Below are 17,827 nucleotides of genomic sequence, written 5' to 3'. Positions count from 1 at the left end.
ATGGACCAAATGCTTATATGAGCATGTATTTGCAGTATTCGTCATTTCTATGGGTGTTAAAATCCTGCGAGTGAGTGAGCATTCGTGAGAAAAACCCTTAAAACCGAGGGACGGGCAGGATGCCTTTATTGCTTTTGTTACATAAGAAGGGATTATTATCCTCAATGGCGAAAGTGGATTTATATAAATTTGTTACGGAGCAGATATTAAAATGAATCATAAAATTGCTGACTTACATATTCACTCTTTATTTTCCGATGGAACATTGTCTCCCGAAGAAATTATAGCTATAGCAGTAGAGAAAGGGTTAGGTTTAATAGCGATTACTGACCACAATGTGCTAGAAGGTTCAAGAGAAATACAAAAGCTAAATGATAAAAAAGAACTATTGTTAATATCTGGTGTAGAACTGGACGCATTAGATAGGGGAAAAAATCTGCATATATTGGGTTATGGAATGGATTTAACTAATGAAAGGTTCAGAGAATTTACTGAAAAAAACAGATTGCTTCTTGAGTCTGTAGATGAGCGACTCATAGTAAGGATGCAAAGGGAATACAATAACATATCTCTAAAGGAATACTTAAATTATAATTATGACCGAAAATACGGTGGTTGGAAGGCATTGCATTATTTTGTGGAAAAGGGGATTACCAACAGCTTGACAGCAGGTTTTGCATTCTATTCAAAGTACGAACTATCATATAACTGTATTGAGTTTCCCTCTGTTAGCATGGTATGTAATAATATTCACAGTGCAGGTGGGAAGGCAATTCTTGCTCATCCAGGAAGAGTTATAAATGTTACTGAAAGGAACGATTTTAAGAGAGAAATAACTAGATTAATTGATTTAGGGATTGATGGGATTGAGTGTTATTATCCAACGCATTCTCATGAAGTCACAGAAGATTGCCTGTCCGTTTGCAAAGAACTTGGCTTGTTAATTACAGCAGGTTCTGATTGCCACGGTTATTTTGGAAAAACCGAAATTGGAGAGATGGAAATTCCGATTTCCTGGTTAAATCTTGGGGATATTTTAAGTCACAATTAAGTAAGTAAATTCACCACATGATATACTAACGAGGAACGATAGTCAAATCAAATGTAGGCTGCCGACGATCGGCTATACAATAAACCCGGTATAAATATGGAAGAGACAATCTGAGGGATATTAATTGAAGTTTAAACGGAAATTTTTCGCAGCAACGTTAGCACTCGGACTCATTCTCGGAATCGCACCGGTAGCTAGTGCTAATATAGCGCCTCCTGAGGTATTTATTGATGGTAAGCGGATTGCCTTTGAAGTACCACCGACCATTGTTGACGGATCGACTCTTGTACCGATGCGGAAAATTTTTGAGGAACTCGGCTCTGATATTTCATGGAATGGCGATACACGGACGGTAACGGCCATAAAAGGTGAGACGGTTATCGAATATTCAATCGGTCAACCAATCGCGCGAAAGAATTCGGATACGATTAGTCTCTCGGTACCAGGTGTAATTATCGACGGATCAACAATGATGCCGCTCCGTTTCGTAGGCGAAGCGCTAGGTGCTACGGTTGGCTGGGAAGGTAACTCGAGAACCATATCGATATCGTCAGCAAGAAAACTAGAGGCCAAAGTGTCGCAGGTACTTGACGGCGATACTATCGAAGTTATCTCGGTCGGTATTATAGACGACTCTGACCCAATACGGAGAAGATCCGAATGATCGGCATCGATACTCCGGAAACGATCCACCCGAATAAACCGGTACAAAAATACGGTAAGGAAGCGTCGGACTTTACAAAAGCGCAGCTCATGGGGACTACTGTTTTTATCGAGGTTGACGTGGAGACGCGATCGGTACGGGCGGGTTCTCGCTTACGTTTATACCGAAGATGGCGAGATGTTCAATGCGAAGTTAATCGCTGAAGGTTATGGCCAGGCCGCGACGTTTCCACCGAACGTACGATGGGTGGAATTTTTTAAATCGTTACAAAAGAACGCTCGCGATTTAAGTCGCGGATTATGGAGCGATGTTGATTCCGTACCGAAATCAGTAAGCATCGGAGATATTGCGATTACCGAAGTCGACGTAGAGGGCGAGAAGGTTACGATCACAAATTACGGATCAACTGACGTAAATCTTCGAGGATGGAAACTCCTCAGCGTGACTGGGGCTCAAACGTATAACTTTAAGGATGAATACGATTTGAAGGCTGGAACGAGTGTAACGCTCTTAAGTGGATCGAGTGCGGCTGCCGGCGAAGGTAAGTTATTGTGGACGACCGCAAACATTTGGAATAACACGACCTCCGATCCTGCGGAGCTATACGATAGTACAGGCGCACTAGTGAGTACACACGAATAAAGATGGGACTGATGGGATGTAAAATAAATGCCAGCATAACGGAGTTTGATACGTTACGCTGGCGTTGCTTTTTAAAGTTTGTTGAAGCTAGTGAAATAAAGGCAGTCGATCATTAAAGTAAGCTTGGGTGGGTAGCGCGGCTAAATCGTGCGGAAAATAATGTGTTCATTCATCCCGTTTTTCTGAAAACGGATTTCTGAGAATCCAATCCTAGGTGGAGAACGGTTAATGGCTGCTGCTGTTTGCTGATCAGTACTAATAATAAGGGGGACAAGAACTTATTATTTGATGATCGAAAATACAGATCATATAATGTGTAACAATATATGAGAAATTGTCGGGTGACAACAACATTGTCCCATTAATTGCCGCGTAAACCGCGACTTTTTTGTTTTATGGATAAAGTTCTTGTCAAATTCAAATGACAAGAACTTTATCTCATTCCCGAATTTGACAAGAACTTTATCTCATTCCCGACAGAGATTAAGCGTTGAGCTACCCTGAAAATCAAATGCACGGAAGGCTGAAAGTGGCAATAGGAAACTAAGCGCCGCTCATGTGTTTTTTTGAAAGCTGCGCCACTTCGAATATGGGGACGGTTATGCTAGGAAGCCGAAGAGGTGCATGATAATGTACCGGCAAATCCTAAGTTCTCTAGTCTTCGGATGGGAAGACGCCGCTCAAATCGCGGAAGGCATCGAGAAAGTATATAACGGCTTGTTTGTAACGGCATAATCGATCAGCCCTCTGTCTTAGCGGCAGGGTTTTTTTTGTATTTGATCACAAATTATATTGCGGCCGGCTCGTCATTATGCGAGAATCCTAGTAAGATATACGTTAATAAATTGAAAGCGTTACCGGGAGAGGAGAACGATTCGCAAACTACTCAATATGCTCAATTGGCGGCGTTGGCGCTTGTTCCATAAGCTCACTTTATTGTACATGCCCTTAATCATCATGCCGACTGTGCTTGGCATGTACTTTGTTACATCTAATTTCAACAGCACAAGCCGTGAAACGATGCAGCAAAATACGGAGGATCTACTGGATCTCGTTGTGGAAAAGCTGGACCAGGAATTTCATAACTTTGAAAATTTGAGCTTGCAGTTTTTTGTCGATGCCGATCTGCTCCGACTATTGCAGGAGACGCCGGAAACGTATTTGCAGGGGGTCAAAAAAAAGGCGGACTTGGATAAAAAAGTGCAAATTTTGCTCGGTTCCTTCAGACCTTACATTTCAAGCACAATTCTTATTTCCGGAAGCCAGCAGCATGTTTTTGGACGAAGAGATCCGGAGCTTCTGCGGCGGGAGAACGGCGAGTTTTTCCGCAGCGTCGAAGAGGGCGGAGGCGGCGTGATTTGGGAGCTGGCGGCGGCAAACGAGTCCGGCAAACGAGCCATCCTGCTCGGCCGAAACATCAACCATATGGAAAGATACAATAAAATCGCACAAATTATTTTTGTCATCGAGCCGGATATTTTCATGCGTACGCTGGAGGAAACGAAAATCAGCAAAACGGCATTATTCGAACTGCATTCTCCGGAAAAGAAGCTGATTCTAAGCGCAGGAAATACCGCCGCCTTAAAAGATGCGCCTCAATTGGTTACCGAGATGCTCAGCCATCGTTACGATTGGACCCTGAAAACGACGATTCCCCTGAAGCAATTGAACGACCAGATCGAAAAAGCGGTCTTTGCTTCGATCATAGTCGCGTTCGTATGCGTGCTGCTCGGCTTGGCCGTTACGCAATTGCTCGCCATGGATATCGTCATCCCGGTCAAAAAATTGATGCGCAATATGAAGCAAGGAGTGAAAGGGACCGAGCCCCGTCATCTCAAACGGTTCCGCGGCGCGCGGGAAGTGACGGAGCTGAACGATACGTTCATTTCCGTGTTGTACGAAATTCATCAGCTCAACCACGAAGTCATAACGACGCAGAAGAAGAAACAGGAAACGGAAATACGGGTATTGCAAAACCAGATTACCCCCCATTTTCTTTACAATACATTGAACACGATCCGCTGGATGGCGATCATCCAAAAACAGGACAACATCAAAGAAATAGCTGATTCGTTGTCCGGTTTACTTTCATATTCGATTCGCTCACCGGGCGAACTGGTTGCCGTTCGGGATGAACTGGACATTTTGAATGCTTATGTGAAAATACAAAAGGTTCGATACCAGGAATTTACGTTAACCGTAGATATACCGGAGCCGCTTTATGAGCTGCGCATGTTGAAATTTTTATTGCAGCCGATTATAGAAAATGCCGTCATTTACGGGATTTCCGAAGCCAGCCGGAGCGGAGAAATCAATCTGCGCGCATTCGGGACGCAGAATCGGCTGCATCTGGTCGTAACGGATAACGGAAGCGGCATGAGCGGCGAAAGATTGCGGCAAGTTCGCGAAATCATACACGGAGACAAGGAAGAAAAACATCTGGGATTAAAAAATATTCATGACAGAATCCAGTTGCATTACGGAAAAGATTATGGCGTCCTGATCGACAGCACGGAAGATGAGGGGACGAGGGTGGAGCTTGTCTTGCCGTGGATTGAACATAGCGGGGAGCGAACAGCGCATGAGAACGATTATGATCGCGGATGACGAGAAGCTGGTCAGAGTCGGGCTGCAGTCCATCGTGAATTGGGAACAAAACGGGTATGAAATCATCGGCGCCTATAAAAACGGCGAGGAAGCCTGGGATGCCGTGCAAGAGCGGTGTCCGGATATTTTGCTGACCGACATTCGCATGCCCAGAATGGATGGCATCAGCTTGATCGCGCAATTGAAAAAATATTATCCGCATGTTCATGTGGTCATTTTAAGCAGTTATGAAGATTTTGAGTATACACGCAAAGCGATCCAGCTGAATGTCCGGGATTATTTGATCAAGCATGAGCTGGAAGCGGACGAGCTTATGCGCGTGCTGAATGCATTGAACTACCCGGCGATGAAGCGTGAGGAAGCCCCCGTCTCGTTGATGTTGCAGGAGAAGCAGAAGCTTTTATTTCTGACCCGGCAATCCGGGCATGAAATATGGCGAAACGAAGCATTGCTGTCGAATGAAATCCCGCTGCTATTCGATCGTTTCGGGACGGCTGCCGGCAATCGGCACGTATTCTTCTGGCTTTCCTTCCGTGAGCTTGCTGCAGCGGATAAGGGACCGGAGCAAGAAAGCAAAGCGTTGTCGGTGCTGCTGGAAGAAACGTTAGAGCGGTTTCATGCCTGTTTAATCGGTTTCGAAGCCGGGACGTATCTTGGTTTTATCCGAATGAACGATTTACCGTTGGCTGCAGCCAAGCAGGAGGCCGGGAAAATCGTGGAGGAGGTGCTGCGCACCGCCAAAGACAGCTTGAACACAGAGCTTTCTTGCGGTTTAAGCAAAGGCTTCCGTCAATTGGCAAGCCTTCCCGCAGGACGAGCCGAGGCCGCAAAAGCGCTTGAATCGAATGATACTCAGGAGAAAGACGTTTTTTGGTACGAGGATCTTCCCGAATTGAGAAGCTTTTCTGAAACGGAATGGATCGGACTGTATCATCAGGTCAAGAATATGCTCGGCAACGAGCAGCTTGACCAGCTGTATCCATGGATTCGTCTGCAGTTTCAATCCGTATTGACTGAAGTGAACCTACAGGAGGCTGCCCGGTTTGCGCAAATGATCGCTCAGAAGCTGTTCGATTTGCTGATGGAAAAATATCAGATCGACCTCATTCGCCAAAACAAGGATTTTCCCGAGGTAAACGAGCAGTTGAAGCAATTGCAGCATACCGCATCCAAGGATGAGCTGCTGCAAATTTTGATTCAGGTGCTTCAGGCCGGGCAAGCGGTTGTCGGCGAGCAGAAGGAGAAAAAGCGCTGGATCATGAAAACCTATGCATTTATCGAGGCGAACTATCGTCAGCCTTTGCGTTTGGAGCAGGTTGCCCGGCATGTCAGTTTAAGCGAAAACTATTTCAGCCAGCGCTTCCATCAGGAGACGGGCAGCTCTTTCTCGGATTATTTAATGAAATACAGGATTGAAAAAGCGCAGGAGCTCTTTTTGGACGACCGGTTATCCACCGAAGAAATCGCCGATCGGGTCGGATATGCCAACCCGAATTATTTTATAAGGGTGTTCAAGAAAATAACCGGTGTGACCATTTCCGAGTACAGGCGAAAATAGTGAATCAAATCTGAATATATGGAATGCTGCGATAAAGAAAACTGAGAATAGTGAATGAACGTCTAACGAGCGTTCATTCACTATTTTTATATTTGGCTTTAAGATTAGAAGCGTAGGAAAGAAACAGTGAAGGGGAGCGAAATATGAAAAAGATGAAAGCGTTCTTACTAGCGGGGCTAGCGCTTAGTATCACCGCCATTACGGCATGTCAGACTTCCGGCAATAACGGTTCGAGCGGCGAAAGCTCGCCCAAGCCGGAAGCGAGCGTCGGGGGTGTCGAACAGCTGGCGCATATGAAGCTGTCTTTTTTCTTCCCGGGCAATGCGGACACGGTCATGCCCAGAGGAGACGACGACTTTGTACGAGCGTATTTGGAGAAGAAGTTTAACGTATCCATCTCCTTCGACACGCTGCCGTTCGGCGATGAGTTCAATACGAGATTGAACTTGAAAATCTCCTCCGGCGAAGCGCCGGATTTGATGGTCGTCACCGGCACCTCCACCGTCCAATTGTTCGCCGACGGCGTGATGGGCGAAATGGGAAAAGCGATGAGCCCGGAGAAGATGCCCAATTTCTTCAAATGGGTAACGCCTGAAGTGCTGGCCAAGTATCAGATCAAGAAAGGTACGACAGCCCGCGGATATGTTCCTGTCAATCCAAAAGCTACGACATCGTATTTTATCCGCAAAGATTGGCTTGACACGCTGGGATTGAAATATCCTACGAACTATGAAGAGCTTACCAAAGTAGTTCGCGCGTTCACGGAAGATGACCCGGACGGCAATAAACGAAAAGATACGTACGGCTTTTCCGTAGCCGGCAATGGGACAACGGTGAGCCCGTTTTTCCCGCAATATAACCATCGTGGCTTGTACCAAAGTATGTTTGTCGATCCGAAGACGAAAAATTTCAGAACGGCTTATACCGATCCGGTCGTTGGAGACGTGTTGGATGATTTGAGGGTATGGTTGGATAAAGGGTATGTGGATCCGGACTGGTTCTTGAGTAATAATGCGGCAGTTGCGCAAAAATTCGCGCAAGGGAAAATTGGCATCATCTGGGGAGAAGCCGCACAGTTTGCCCTCGATTCGAATCCGAACAGCTATTTGAATCAATTGAAGCAGTTGTATCCAAAAGCGGATTTGCGGCCGTTTAACCCGTTCCCGCAAAACCCGGTAAATTTGAAAATCGAGCCGGGGTACAGCTGGTCGATTTCCCAAAGAACGGTCGAGAAGTCGCCTGAAAAAATCGATCGAATTACCCGAATCGTGGATTGGCTGTTTAGCGAAGAAGGCTATTTGATGACCCATTATGGAATCCAGAACAAACATTATACGCGTAGCGGAAATAAAATTACGTTGATCCCCAAAGCGTATAAGGAGGATGTGATCAACAAAGGTAATTTCCTTGTTGCCTGGCATGCCATGACGCCGGAGCGCTACGCGGAGCCGCTCGGTCTGGATGTGATCGATCCGACGATGAGCGACCGGGATCGGGAGATCATGCAAGTGATCAATAATTACGGAATCTTGCAAACGGCTACCGGCTATATTCCGCCGGAAGGCTTTGACTTCGGCTCCTTTGCGAAAAAACGGGCGGAAATTCAAGCACAGTATTTGTTCGAAAAAGACAAGTATCCGAATTGGACGAAGCTGTTGGAGGAGTTCCTGACGAAATACGGCGCCAACGATTTGTATAACGCGTACGTGAAGCAAACGCAGGCAACCGGCGTTAATGTCAATGATTGGGTATCCCCTCTAGCCAAATAAAGAACAATTTGACGTGGAGGGGAACGGGGAACGTTCCCCTCTCACAATAAATGCGGAGTGAGACACGGATGGCAACCATACTTTACCGGTATCGCTGGTACTACCTCATGATGCTGCCAGGGATCCTATATTTTATCGTCTTTCATTATGGTCCGATGGGCGGACTGATTATTGCTTTCAAAGATTACAATTTGGCAAAAGGAATTTGGGACAGCGACTGGGCGGGACTGAAGCATTTCAGAACGATATTCGAAAGCCCCGACATCGTTCAAACGCTGCGCAATACTCTAGTGATCAGCGTATATCGGATCTTCTTCAATATGCTCCCGGATCTTGCGCTGGCGCTTGTATTGAATGAAATACGCGTTCGATGGTTCAAGCGGACGATCCAGACGATTACTTACGGGCCACATTTTCTTTCCTGGGTTGTCGTTTACGGACTGGCGTTTTCCTTTTTGGCTCCGGATTCCGGGCTCGTCAATCAGGTCATTCGCGATTTCGGAGGATCGACGGTAGATTTTCTGTCTTCCAAGGAATATTTCAGGAGCATTCTGATTTCGACGGATATTTGGAAGAATACAGGGTTTGGGGCGATTATTTATTTGGCATCACTCGCGACGATAGATCCCCATCTCTATGAAGCGGCCGTAGTAGACGGAGCAGGACGCTGGCGGCAGCTTTGGCATGTCACGTTGCCCGGAGTGGCGAATGTGTTCGTTCTATTGTTGATTTTACGGATCGGTCATATTATGGATGCTGGTTTCGAGCAGATTTATATTTTCTATAATTCCAGAGTCTATGAGGTTGCGGACATTATCGATACTTGGGTGTTTCGACGAGGTTTGGAGCAATTCGATTTTAGCGTGGCGACCGCCGTCGGCATTTTTAAAGGGATTATCGGTTTGATCCTCGTGATCGGCGCGAACCAACTGGCCAAAAAATTAGGGCAATCATCGATATGGTAGGAGGAGTTAATGATGTCCATCGTATTGAAACCAACCAAAACGGACCGGGTTATTGACGCAGCGTTCATTGCCGTACTGAGTCTGTTCAGTTTAACGACATTGTTTCCCCTCTACTATGTGGTGGTGATGTCGGTAACGCCATACATTGAAGTGATTCAGAACGGCGGCTTCGTTATGCTGCCCAAGAGCTTTACTTTGGACGCTTACAAGCAAATTTTGAGTAGTCCGCGAGTTCCCCGTGCGCTCGGAGTGACAGTTCTTCTTGCGGTTTGCGGGACGTTCCTGAATCTTCTTGTGACCATGCTTCTGGCGTATCCACTCTCCAAGAAAAAGATCCCGGGCAGAAATCACGTCTTGTTCATGATTGTGTTCACGATGATGTTTTCCGGCGGATTGATTCCTTTGTACCTAATCGTCAGTTCGATGGGAATGAACAATACTTTGTGGGCGCTCATTATTCCCGGTCTTGTCTCGGCCTTCAATATGCTGATTATGAAGTCATACTTTGAAGGACTGCCCGAAGAGATTGAAGAAGCCGCGCGGGTGGATGGCTGCGGTGAGCTCCGAACCTTATTGCAAATCGTACTTCCGTTGTCGATGCCGATATTGGCTACGCTTGGCTTATTCTATGGAATTAATCATTGGAACACGTATTTTCATGCGATCATGTTTATTACGGATAAAGAGCTGCAGCCGATTCAAGTCGTGCTTCGGAGCATGATTATTACGCCGAACGTCAGCACCGAGCTGCAGTTGGCGGGCCAGTACCAAATGCAGCGGCTGCCTCCGGAGACGGTCAAGATGGCGACGGTGGTCGTCACGATTCTGCCGATTATTGCGATATATCCGTTTTTGCAAAAGCATTTCATGAAAGGGTTTTTGCTTGGGTCGATTAAAGGATGAGTCGTTCAATGATGCACCCGCTCAACCAGTTTTTATGTATGCAGCCATGGAAGCAAGCGTTTGGAACCGAGGAAGTGGATGAACGTGCGGGAGCGGCGGCGATCGTCTATCGTCAACCGCAAACGGAATGAGTTTATTTAGGACAGAAGGAATGGAGAGATTACAGTGACACAACAGCTTCAATTTTTTGACAGCTCGGTTTATGTAGGCAAAAGCGCCTACAAGCATCGCGAACAGCTATGGAAAACGGAGCGGATCGTTGACGAGCTGGATCGGGCGGGGATCGCCGGGGCGCTCGTTTACCACGGCATGGCCCGTTCGCATTCACCGCGGTACGGAAACGGGCTGCTGGAGCGAGAGTTGGCCAAAAGCCCGCGTCTGTTCGGCTGCTGGGCAGCGCTTCCGGAGCACGCCGGCGATTTTATGGATGCGGAAAGCTTGCTGGAGCAGCTGCGGCAGCACGATATTCGCGCGGTCAAACTGTTTCCCGCCAGTCATCAATTCGATCTTGATCCGCGAACGATCGGTTCCTTATGCGGCATGTTGGAGCGGGAACGTATCCCGCTGCTATTGGATGCCTTGGAAGCCCCAATGAATCAGTTGACCATGCTGTTGAATCATCACAGGAATCTGCTTGTTTTGCTGCAAGGGCTGTACTGGAGCCAAGAGAGAAGGTTGTTCCCGTTAATGGATGAGTTTAGCAATCTGTGTGTAGATTTTTCAGGGCTTCAGAGCAATCGGATCATCGAAACGATGTATGCCCGTTACGGTGCCGAGCGATTATTTTTTGGCAGTAACATGCCGCGCAGAAGCGCCGGAGCGGCTCGTGCGCTAATCGACTATGCAGATATCCCGTGGGAGGACAAACAGCGCATTGCCGGAGGCAATCTGGCTGCGTGGCTGAATGTGAATCCTCCCGCAGCACGAATTCCGGATCAGGATACCGTAAGTCTCGAAGCTTCGAAGGGAGAGCCGCTTTCGATTGAGGTATACGATTCGCATACGCATTTAATCGAGGAAGGAGGCTCGACAGGAAGCGGGTATCCGATGCTGAGAGGCGATATCCATGAGATGGTAGGGCTGTACAAGAAAATGGGCATCCGTAAAATGTCGATAGCTCCTTGGGTTGGCATTAACGGCGGCGATTCGGAAGCGGGCAATCAAGTGCTGGAACAGGCAAGGGAGCAATATCCCCAGATCGTGGAAGGATACGTCGTCATCGATCCCAACTATGTTGAGAATGTGGCGGAAACGGCCCGGATCTGGCATCTCGAGAAAGGCTTCCGAGGAATTAAGCCTTACTTTCATCTGTCGCATATCCCGTATACGGACCCTGTGTACGCGCCTTGGTGGGAGCTGGCCAATGAACACCGTCTATATGCGCTGATTGATCCCGCAGGTCAAAGCGATCAAGCTTATACCGATCAAATCGAACGGCTTGCGCAGCTGTATCCGAATGTAGCCATCTTTATGGACCATGCGGCCAGAAGCTTTGAAATCGCGGAATTATATGCGGAGGTCGCCAAAAAGTACGAACATGTTTACTTGCAATTAACGTATACAACGGTTACACAGGGAGCGATTGAATATTTGGTGCGAGAGGCCGGTGCGCATAAGGTGTTTTTCGGAACCGATTCGCCGATGCGAGATCCTCGTCCGCAGTTCGGTTGGCTGGCCTACGCCAATTTGTCGTTGGAAGAGAAAAAAGCCGTTTTTGGCGAAAATATGAAAGCAATCTGGAATCGCTGCAAGCTTTAATTTACGAAGCAACCGGCCATTACGGAGTGGGTCAAGGGTTACCGTAATGGCCGGATCAACTTGAACGTTAATTCTTTTATAAAGGAGTCGTTTTGATTGAGAATAGATGACCTTCCAGTGGTTTCGAAAAAGAGCAGTTTCAAGCCGGGTAAGATGTCTTTCGTTCTAACCGTCATTTTCAGCTTGCTGTTGGGCTATTTGCCTGGAGGCGCACGGGTGCAGGCGGATGCGGTTATCTACACCTATAAGTTCCAGACACTTGGCAACGCGGGAGCGCCGACGACAGCGCCGGAAGGATGGGAATTACTAGGTTCGCCCAGTGCGGCTCCGGCAGCCAGATGGCAAGGTACATATGGGGTCAGTATGAATACGAACGCCGTAAATACGCATTTCCGGCAAATTCAGGTTCCCGTGCCGGAACCGGGCACTTATGAGGTTCGATTTAACGGCAGTCTAAGCAAAGGGCAGGGCATCGGCGAGTTGAAGCTGGACAGTCAGGTGCTTGGTCAATATGATTTCTACGACCCGACCTCGGGAGTTGTATTTGGACCGACTCAAACGATGGGCAAAATGAATCTATCGGCTGGCAAACATGTGCTGACGATCACGCTTGTCGGCAAAAATGAAAATGCGACTTGGTACCAGCTGTTTCCCAGACAATTGATACTGGAAAAGCTGCCATCCGAGCTTATGTCCGTATCCGCTGGGCTCGCCGTTCCGCTGCTTGCCGTAGGCGAACAGTCTGAGATCGAGGTGAGCGGGACGATGAGCGACGAGGAGGAAGCGGATTTATCCGCTGCCGTCTTTGATTACGAGAGCCTCGATCCGAATATCGTTACCGTTGACGGGAATGGCCGGATAACTGCATTCGCCCCGGGGACGGGACGCGTTAAGGTTACGGTCACTCTCGGAGGAGAAGCGCTTGAGACGGAAGTGTCCGTTTATGTGATCTCCGGTTACCTGGACAACGTGGAGATGTCTATCGAGAAATCCCCGCTGGCGCTGGGAACCCGAACGCTTGCAGCAGTCAACGGGTACGATGATGAGAACAATCCTATTGAATTGAAGAATGCCGCTGTTCAATTTGAAAGCTTGAATTCGAGTGTCGCGGAAGTGAGCGAATACGGCTTGATAACGGCCAAAGGAATCGGGGAAGCAGTTATTCGCGTCACCGTCAACGTAGCGGGCAGGGTGAAACAGGCAGAGAAAACGGTTGCAGTTACGGACAAATTGGAAGGCTCCGACGACATTCGACTATTTCAAAATAAATGGGGAGTAGCGAAGCCGGCTGGCGGGACGATTACGATCGACGGTTTGATGAACGACTCGGTCTGGAATCAGGCGCTTAAGCTCAATGACTTTGTAACCGCCTTCAATAATGATACGGCCGATCCGAAAACGGACGTAAAGATAACTTACGATTCTGGTACGATTTACATCGGCATTACAGGCGGCAAGAAAGACGCCGGGGAAGAACTGCTGTCCGAAGGGTTCGAAGTGGTGCTTCGTCCCGACCTGTCATCCGGCAAATATTTCGACTTGATCGTAATGCTAGCCGAAGATCAGCAACACAAGCTGAGAACGCATCTGGGACCCGGCCGAACCGATTTGAACGGGGAGGTTATTGCGATCCGTGATGCTGTCGTCGCGAGTCATCAAGGCACTCAAGAATGGACGGCGGAAGTGGCGATTCCTTTAGCTTCTTTGGGCGTCGATGAGATTCTTCCGGGGCAAGAGTGGGGGGTGAATGTCTTACGTCACAGGCCGGGCGTGCAGCCGCTAAGCTCATGGGTTCCTCTGCGGAATTCGACTTTCACGGATAACGAAACGCCGGGCGTGTATATGCTGTATATGTCTGTAACCGATCAAGGAAGAATGGGCCGGCTGTTTTTCGATGAAATTCCTGGAGAATTAGCGGATTCATTGGGGAATGTTGGGATTATTCCCTTGTATTCGGATGAGATAAGTTTACTATATCAAAGCTTTTCGGAGAAAAAGCTTTCTTTGCCGAGAAGCGTTCTTACTGAGGGTGCCGGCAGTCTGCAGTTGAAATGGAGATCGCCTGCGGGGAGAATGCTGCCGGTCGACAATGTGCAGCTTGCCTACCGAAATGATCGGCTCGAAATCGGCTTTAAGCATCCGCGGATGGAGGAATCCGGCTTATATCAACTGGAGATCATTTTGGCAAACGAAGGCGAGAGCGAGGCGAGAATGGCCGTTGTCGCGTTTGACAGCGAGCATGTGTACGAAGCCGGGGAACGGGCTTACGGCTGGGTTCCTTCCTTGCCTGCGCAAACGGAGGTAACGCCTTCCGAGCCATCTGCGGAAGTGCAGAGACTGCTGGACATGATTCCCGAGCAGGCGGGCATCTATTGGGCCGGACTTCCCGAAAGGCCGGATCTTACGCCCGAAAAGCTGTTTGATTGGAATCCCGCCTACCCGAATCAATTGACAAGCAAGTACAGCCAGCTTACTTATCCGAACAGCCAGTATCCGGAAAATAAATCGCTTCAAGTTTTCAACGCAAAAGGAGAGCTTGTCGAGTATCCGTACTATGAAGATGAAGCAGGCCGACGGTATTTTATTACGGCACATCTTTGGTACAAACAGCGGGAATACGTAATCAAGGAAATGAAACGATTGGTCGTTACGGACCCGCTCGGAGCAGCCCGTCTGCTTGCCCGTTTTGCAGAGGTTTACGATGGGTACGTTCCGGTATACGATACGATTTGGAATATCGCGCCTTTAAGCCCGTCAGCTGCTCCTCCTAATCCGTACTGGGGCGGGAACTGGAATTGGTGGTACCATCTGGATCTCAACCTGGCGGGGGATTTAGCCGAAGTTTATGCGAAGCTCAAACAAACGGATGCGCTTGACATTCTCTCTTTCCATAAGGGAGTCGATTTGCAAAGCAAACTCGTAGAAAAAATGTTCAAGCCTTCGGTACAATTTGTGCGTTCCTACATGAAATGGAATACCAACATGGATTATAACGTCTGGCTCGGCCTTATCCGGATAGGAAAAGCGATCGATTACCAGGACTATGTGCATGAAGCGATCGAACGGATTCGCAGCTATGGGACCAATCATTATTTGTATGACGGATTCTGGAAAGAGATTACGTATTCCTATCATAGTCAAAGTACAGTCGGCATGGAAATCGCCATGGACCTGCTGCAGGGCTGGAGCGATCCCCCGGGATATGTATCCCAGCGCACGGGAATTCCGGTAAGTAATCTAGATTTAATGGAGCAATTTCCGTTTTTTGCGGAATCGAAGCGAATTTTAAACACGCTTGTTTATCCTGACGGGCACGTATTGCCGATCCAGGACACGTGGGCCTGGCAAAGAGCCGCTTCACCGGATTTGTCCGCAGGTTCGTTCCTGTTGCCTGCTGCAGGCATCGCCCGGATGACCAAAAATGGGGAGGATCAGAATCAATCCCAGCTCTATATGACGTTCGGACCGAAATACGGCCATAATCAGTGGGATCCCCTCAATTTGATTTTCTATGCCAAAGGCCAGGAACTGCTTCCGGATCTGGGTTATACGTACACCAAGTACCGCTCGTGGACCAATTCTACTTTAGCTCATAATACCATAGTGGTCGACGGCAAGGATATGGCTTTGTCAAGGGGCAAATTGGGGGGAAACCTGGAAGTTTACGCTCCGGTTGACGATTCGCTGCAAGTAATGAAAGCCGATCAGAAAAATGCTTACAACGAAGTCAGCGAATACAATCGCGAGCCGTGGTATATCGCTTTTCCGGGAACGCAAGACGGCTATGTGCTTGATCTGTTCCGTGTCAGCGGCGGAAGCCGTCATGAGTATACGCTGCAGGGCGATGCCAGTCGCGAAGCTTCCTTTACAACCGATATCGAGATGCAACCATACGGCCCTTATCTGCTTCCGCCGGGAACGCAAGTAGTCGAGCCGGAAACGAGTACGGAACAAGGCAACGCCGAGGGGCATTACTATGCGTATATGCACGTTAAGGACGTAAACCGGGCAGAGCTTCCTGACGGAAAGTATGAAATGACGCTTTCTACTCAAGAGAGCGGCGTCCATAAAGTGGGAATGAAGATCGTGGGAGTGACGGATCCCGGAAGCAATGAGTTGTTTATGGGCAGGGCGCCATCGTTGTTCAAGACACGAACGGAAAAAGTAGATACGACTGCCGCTAACGCTCCATATACGATGCCCAAGATGGTGCTTCGCCGGGAAGGGACGAATTTGAAAAGCACGTTCATCACTGCGCTTGAGCCTTATGCGGCGGGGAGCGCCGGTCAAATCGAGCAGGTGACAAAATTGCAGCCTGACCAGTCTCAGGACGGTGATGTTGCCGTGAGCGTAGCATACGGAACGACGACGGATATTATTTTAAGCTCGCCGTACGGCAACAGTCCGCTTGTAGTCGGCAATATCCGTCTTGAAGGGAAGATGGGCTTCATAAGGCTCGAAAACGGCACGGTCACAAAAATGGTACTGCTCGACGGAACAAGCCTCGTTTACGGGGATACGGAAGTGAGTGGCGAAGGCACGGCGGCTGGAGTTGTTGACAGCGTATACCGCAAAGTTTCGGGCCATGCGTACAATGCTTTCGTGACATCATCCGTTGTGCCTCTCAGCGCAAAAGGCAAAACCGTCATTGTCACTCATCCGGACGGAACGTCCGGCGGCTACAAGATTGACGATGTGCTGACGGAAAACGGGAAGACGGTCATCCGCATTGAGAGCGAACCCGGTTTTACCGTTTATCCGGACGGAACGTCGGAGTTGGCATTTTATCCCGCCACTAAGTGGACGGGCGCCAACACTTTTAAAATCGCAAATGTGGAAACGGATATGCATGCGTACATTCCCTTTGTCGAGTCCATCTCGCTGGATTCCGAAGATTTGAACGATAATCGAATGACGCTGCTGGCTGGGGACACGGCTCGGCTTGCCGCAACTGCGAAGTACAGCAATCTTACCGTCAGCGATGTTACTTACGAGCCTGGCGTATGGCAAAGCAGCAACATCGCCGTAGCTGTTGTCGATAATGGTCTTGTTACAGCTGTCGGATCGGGCAAAGCCAATATTACGGCATCCTTCGGCGGAAAAACGGCTGTCATCGAGGTTTCAGTACTGGAAGACGGCAAATTGAGGATGGAGGGTCTTCGTTCACCGATGACAGTTCATGAGCATGCGCAAATCTCCTTGTATGTGGCCAGCAGCCACGGTATCGTCGATGTGACGGAATCGGCGGTGTACGAGAGCAGCGATCCTCATGTTGCTGCGGTCACGTATTCCGGGGCAGTCGAAGCGTTGGCGGCTGGAAATACTGTCATTACGGCGACTTACGGATCGTATCAGTCCGCTTCTTTCACCTTGACGGTCAGGGAGAAGTCAAGCAACGCCCGTTTAAGCGACTTGCAGATAAATAGCGTAACGGTAACGGGATTTACAGCGGACCGTAAAGCGTACACCGTGCATCTTGCAAAAGGGACGCAGACGGTTCCGAACGTGAACGCAATTGCCGAAGACGATCGTGCGTCGGTTGTTGTCAGCCCGGCGAGCTCGCTTCCCGGTACTACGACGGTTACAGTAACGGCTGAAGACGGTGTTGCAAGTAAGACTTATCGAATTCATTTTGTTGTCGACAACTCGCCGAGCAGGCCGAATTATTCTGGTAAGGAGCCTTCAGCGGCGGCAGCGGGATTTGTCAATAGCGTGGAGGAAGGTTCGCTCCTAACAGTTCGATTACCCGGGAAGAAATGATTGTTATGATGGTTTAAATAAATATAGCGCGATATCCTGTAAATCTATAAAATCGTTCAAGGTACAAAACGATTGTGTTTTGTGCCTTGAGCGAAGCGAAAGGACTTAAAATATCCATGGAAAATCTGGCTATCAACGGAGGAACGCCTG

General features: G+C 48.5%; 11 protein-coding genes and 1 pseudogene. All 12 read left to right on the top strand.

Going from position 1 to position 17,827, the window contains the following annotated elements; all coding sequences use genetic code 11:
* Window positions 1-211 precede the first annotated feature (211 nt).
* The 12 genes and pseudogenes from AC58QD_RS32075 (at window position 212) to AC58QD_RS32020 (ending at window position 17,677) form a co-directional block, all read left to right on the top strand.
* Window positions 212-1,051 (top strand): PHP domain-containing protein, encoded by an 840-nt coding sequence (locus AC58QD_RS32075; RefSeq protein WP_497339125.1) that lies wholly within the window; start codon window positions 212-214, stop codon window positions 1,049-1,051.
* A 124-nt stretch (window positions 1,052-1,175) separates the two neighbouring features.
* Entirely contained in the window at window positions 1,176-1,715 is a 540-nt protein-coding gene (locus AC58QD_RS32070) for a copper amine oxidase N-terminal domain-containing protein (RefSeq protein WP_497339124.1), read from the top strand.
* Window positions 1,712-1,964, top strand: a pseudogene (locus AC58QD_RS32065) (thermonuclease family protein); the annotation flags it as partial. The gene AC58QD_RS32070 and the pseudogene AC58QD_RS32065, both read left to right, overlap by 4 nt.
* The gene (locus tag AC58QD_RS32060) at window positions 1,962-2,357 is read left to right on the top strand and encodes a lamin tail domain-containing protein (RefSeq protein ID WP_497339127.1); all 396 of its coding nucleotides are present in this window, start codon (window positions 1,962-1,964) and stop codon (window positions 2,355-2,357) included. The pseudogene AC58QD_RS32065 and the gene AC58QD_RS32060, both read left to right, overlap by 3 nt.
* A 915-nt stretch (window positions 2,358-3,272) precedes the next feature.
* On the top strand, window positions 3,273-4,964 hold the full coding sequence (locus AC58QD_RS32055; RefSeq protein ID WP_497339123.1) for a sensor histidine kinase: 1,692 nt from the start codon (window positions 3,273-3,275) through the stop codon (window positions 4,962-4,964).
* Complete coding sequence (locus tag AC58QD_RS32050) at window positions 4,939-6,522, top strand: response regulator (RefSeq protein WP_497339122.1); 1,584 nt, start codon at window positions 4,939-4,941, stop codon at window positions 6,520-6,522. Before AC58QD_RS32055 ends, AC58QD_RS32050 begins: the two co-directional genes overlap by 26 nt.
* Window positions 6,523-6,665: 143 nt before the next feature.
* Window positions 6,666-8,291 carry a type 2 periplasmic-binding domain-containing protein gene (locus AC58QD_RS32045; protein ID WP_497339121.1) on the top strand — a complete coding sequence of 542 codons (1,626 nt, stop codon included), beginning with the start codon at window positions 6,666-6,668 and terminating at the stop codon, window positions 8,289-8,291.
* A 68-nt stretch (window positions 8,292-8,359) separates the two neighbouring features.
* The gene (locus AC58QD_RS32040) at window positions 8,360-9,256 is read left to right on the top strand and encodes an ABC transporter permease (RefSeq protein ID WP_497339120.1); all 897 of its coding nucleotides are present in this window, start codon (window positions 8,360-8,362) and stop codon (window positions 9,254-9,256) included.
* Between the two features lie 12 nt (window positions 9,257-9,268).
* Window positions 9,269-10,159 (top strand): carbohydrate ABC transporter permease, encoded by an 891-nt coding sequence (locus tag AC58QD_RS32035; RefSeq protein ID WP_497339126.1) that lies wholly within the window; start codon window positions 9,269-9,271, stop codon window positions 10,157-10,159.
* Between the two features lie 8 nt (window positions 10,160-10,167).
* Window positions 10,168-10,290, top strand: coding sequence for a hypothetical protein (locus tag AC58QD_RS32030; RefSeq protein ID WP_497339119.1), 123 nt, complete (start codon window positions 10,168-10,170; stop codon window positions 10,288-10,290).
* A 34-nt stretch (window positions 10,291-10,324) separates the two neighbouring features.
* Window positions 10,325-11,917 carry an amidohydrolase family protein gene (locus tag AC58QD_RS32025; protein WP_497339118.1) on the top strand — a complete coding sequence of 531 codons (1,593 nt, stop codon included), beginning with the start codon at window positions 10,325-10,327 and terminating at the stop codon, window positions 11,915-11,917.
* Window positions 11,918-12,013: 96 nt separating this feature from the next.
* Window positions 12,014-17,677 carry an Ig-like domain-containing protein gene (locus tag AC58QD_RS32020; protein ID WP_497339117.1) on the top strand — a complete coding sequence of 1,888 codons (5,664 nt, stop codon included), beginning with the start codon at window positions 12,014-12,016 and terminating at the stop codon, window positions 17,675-17,677.
* Window positions 17,678-17,827: the final 150 nt, after the last annotated feature.

The organism is Paenibacillus sp. J2R1T-4 (assembly GCF_059692235.1).
Note: the sequence above shows the minus strand (reverse complement) of the source record. Positions and strands in the feature narration are given on the sequence as shown.

Coding starts and splice junctions, on each gene's coding strand:
- AC58QD_RS32030 (WP_497339119.1), top strand. CDS start 10,168: ATGATGCACCCGCTCAACCAGTTTTTATGTATGCAGCCATGGAAGCAA.
- AC58QD_RS32035 (WP_497339126.1), top strand. CDS start 9,269: ATGTCCATCGTATTGAAACCAACCAAAACGGACCGGGTTATTGACGCA.
- AC58QD_RS32050 (WP_497339122.1), top strand. CDS start 4,939: ATGAGAACGATTATGATCGCGGATGACGAGAAGCTGGTCAGAGTCGGG.
- AC58QD_RS32045 (WP_497339121.1), top strand. CDS start 6,666: ATGAAAAAGATGAAAGCGTTCTTACTAGCGGGGCTAGCGCTTAGTATC.
- AC58QD_RS32075 (WP_497339125.1), top strand. CDS start 212: ATGAATCATAAAATTGCTGACTTACATATTCACTCTTTATTTTCCGAT.
- AC58QD_RS32040 (WP_497339120.1), top strand. CDS start 8,360: ATGGCAACCATACTTTACCGGTATCGCTGGTACTACCTCATGATGCTG.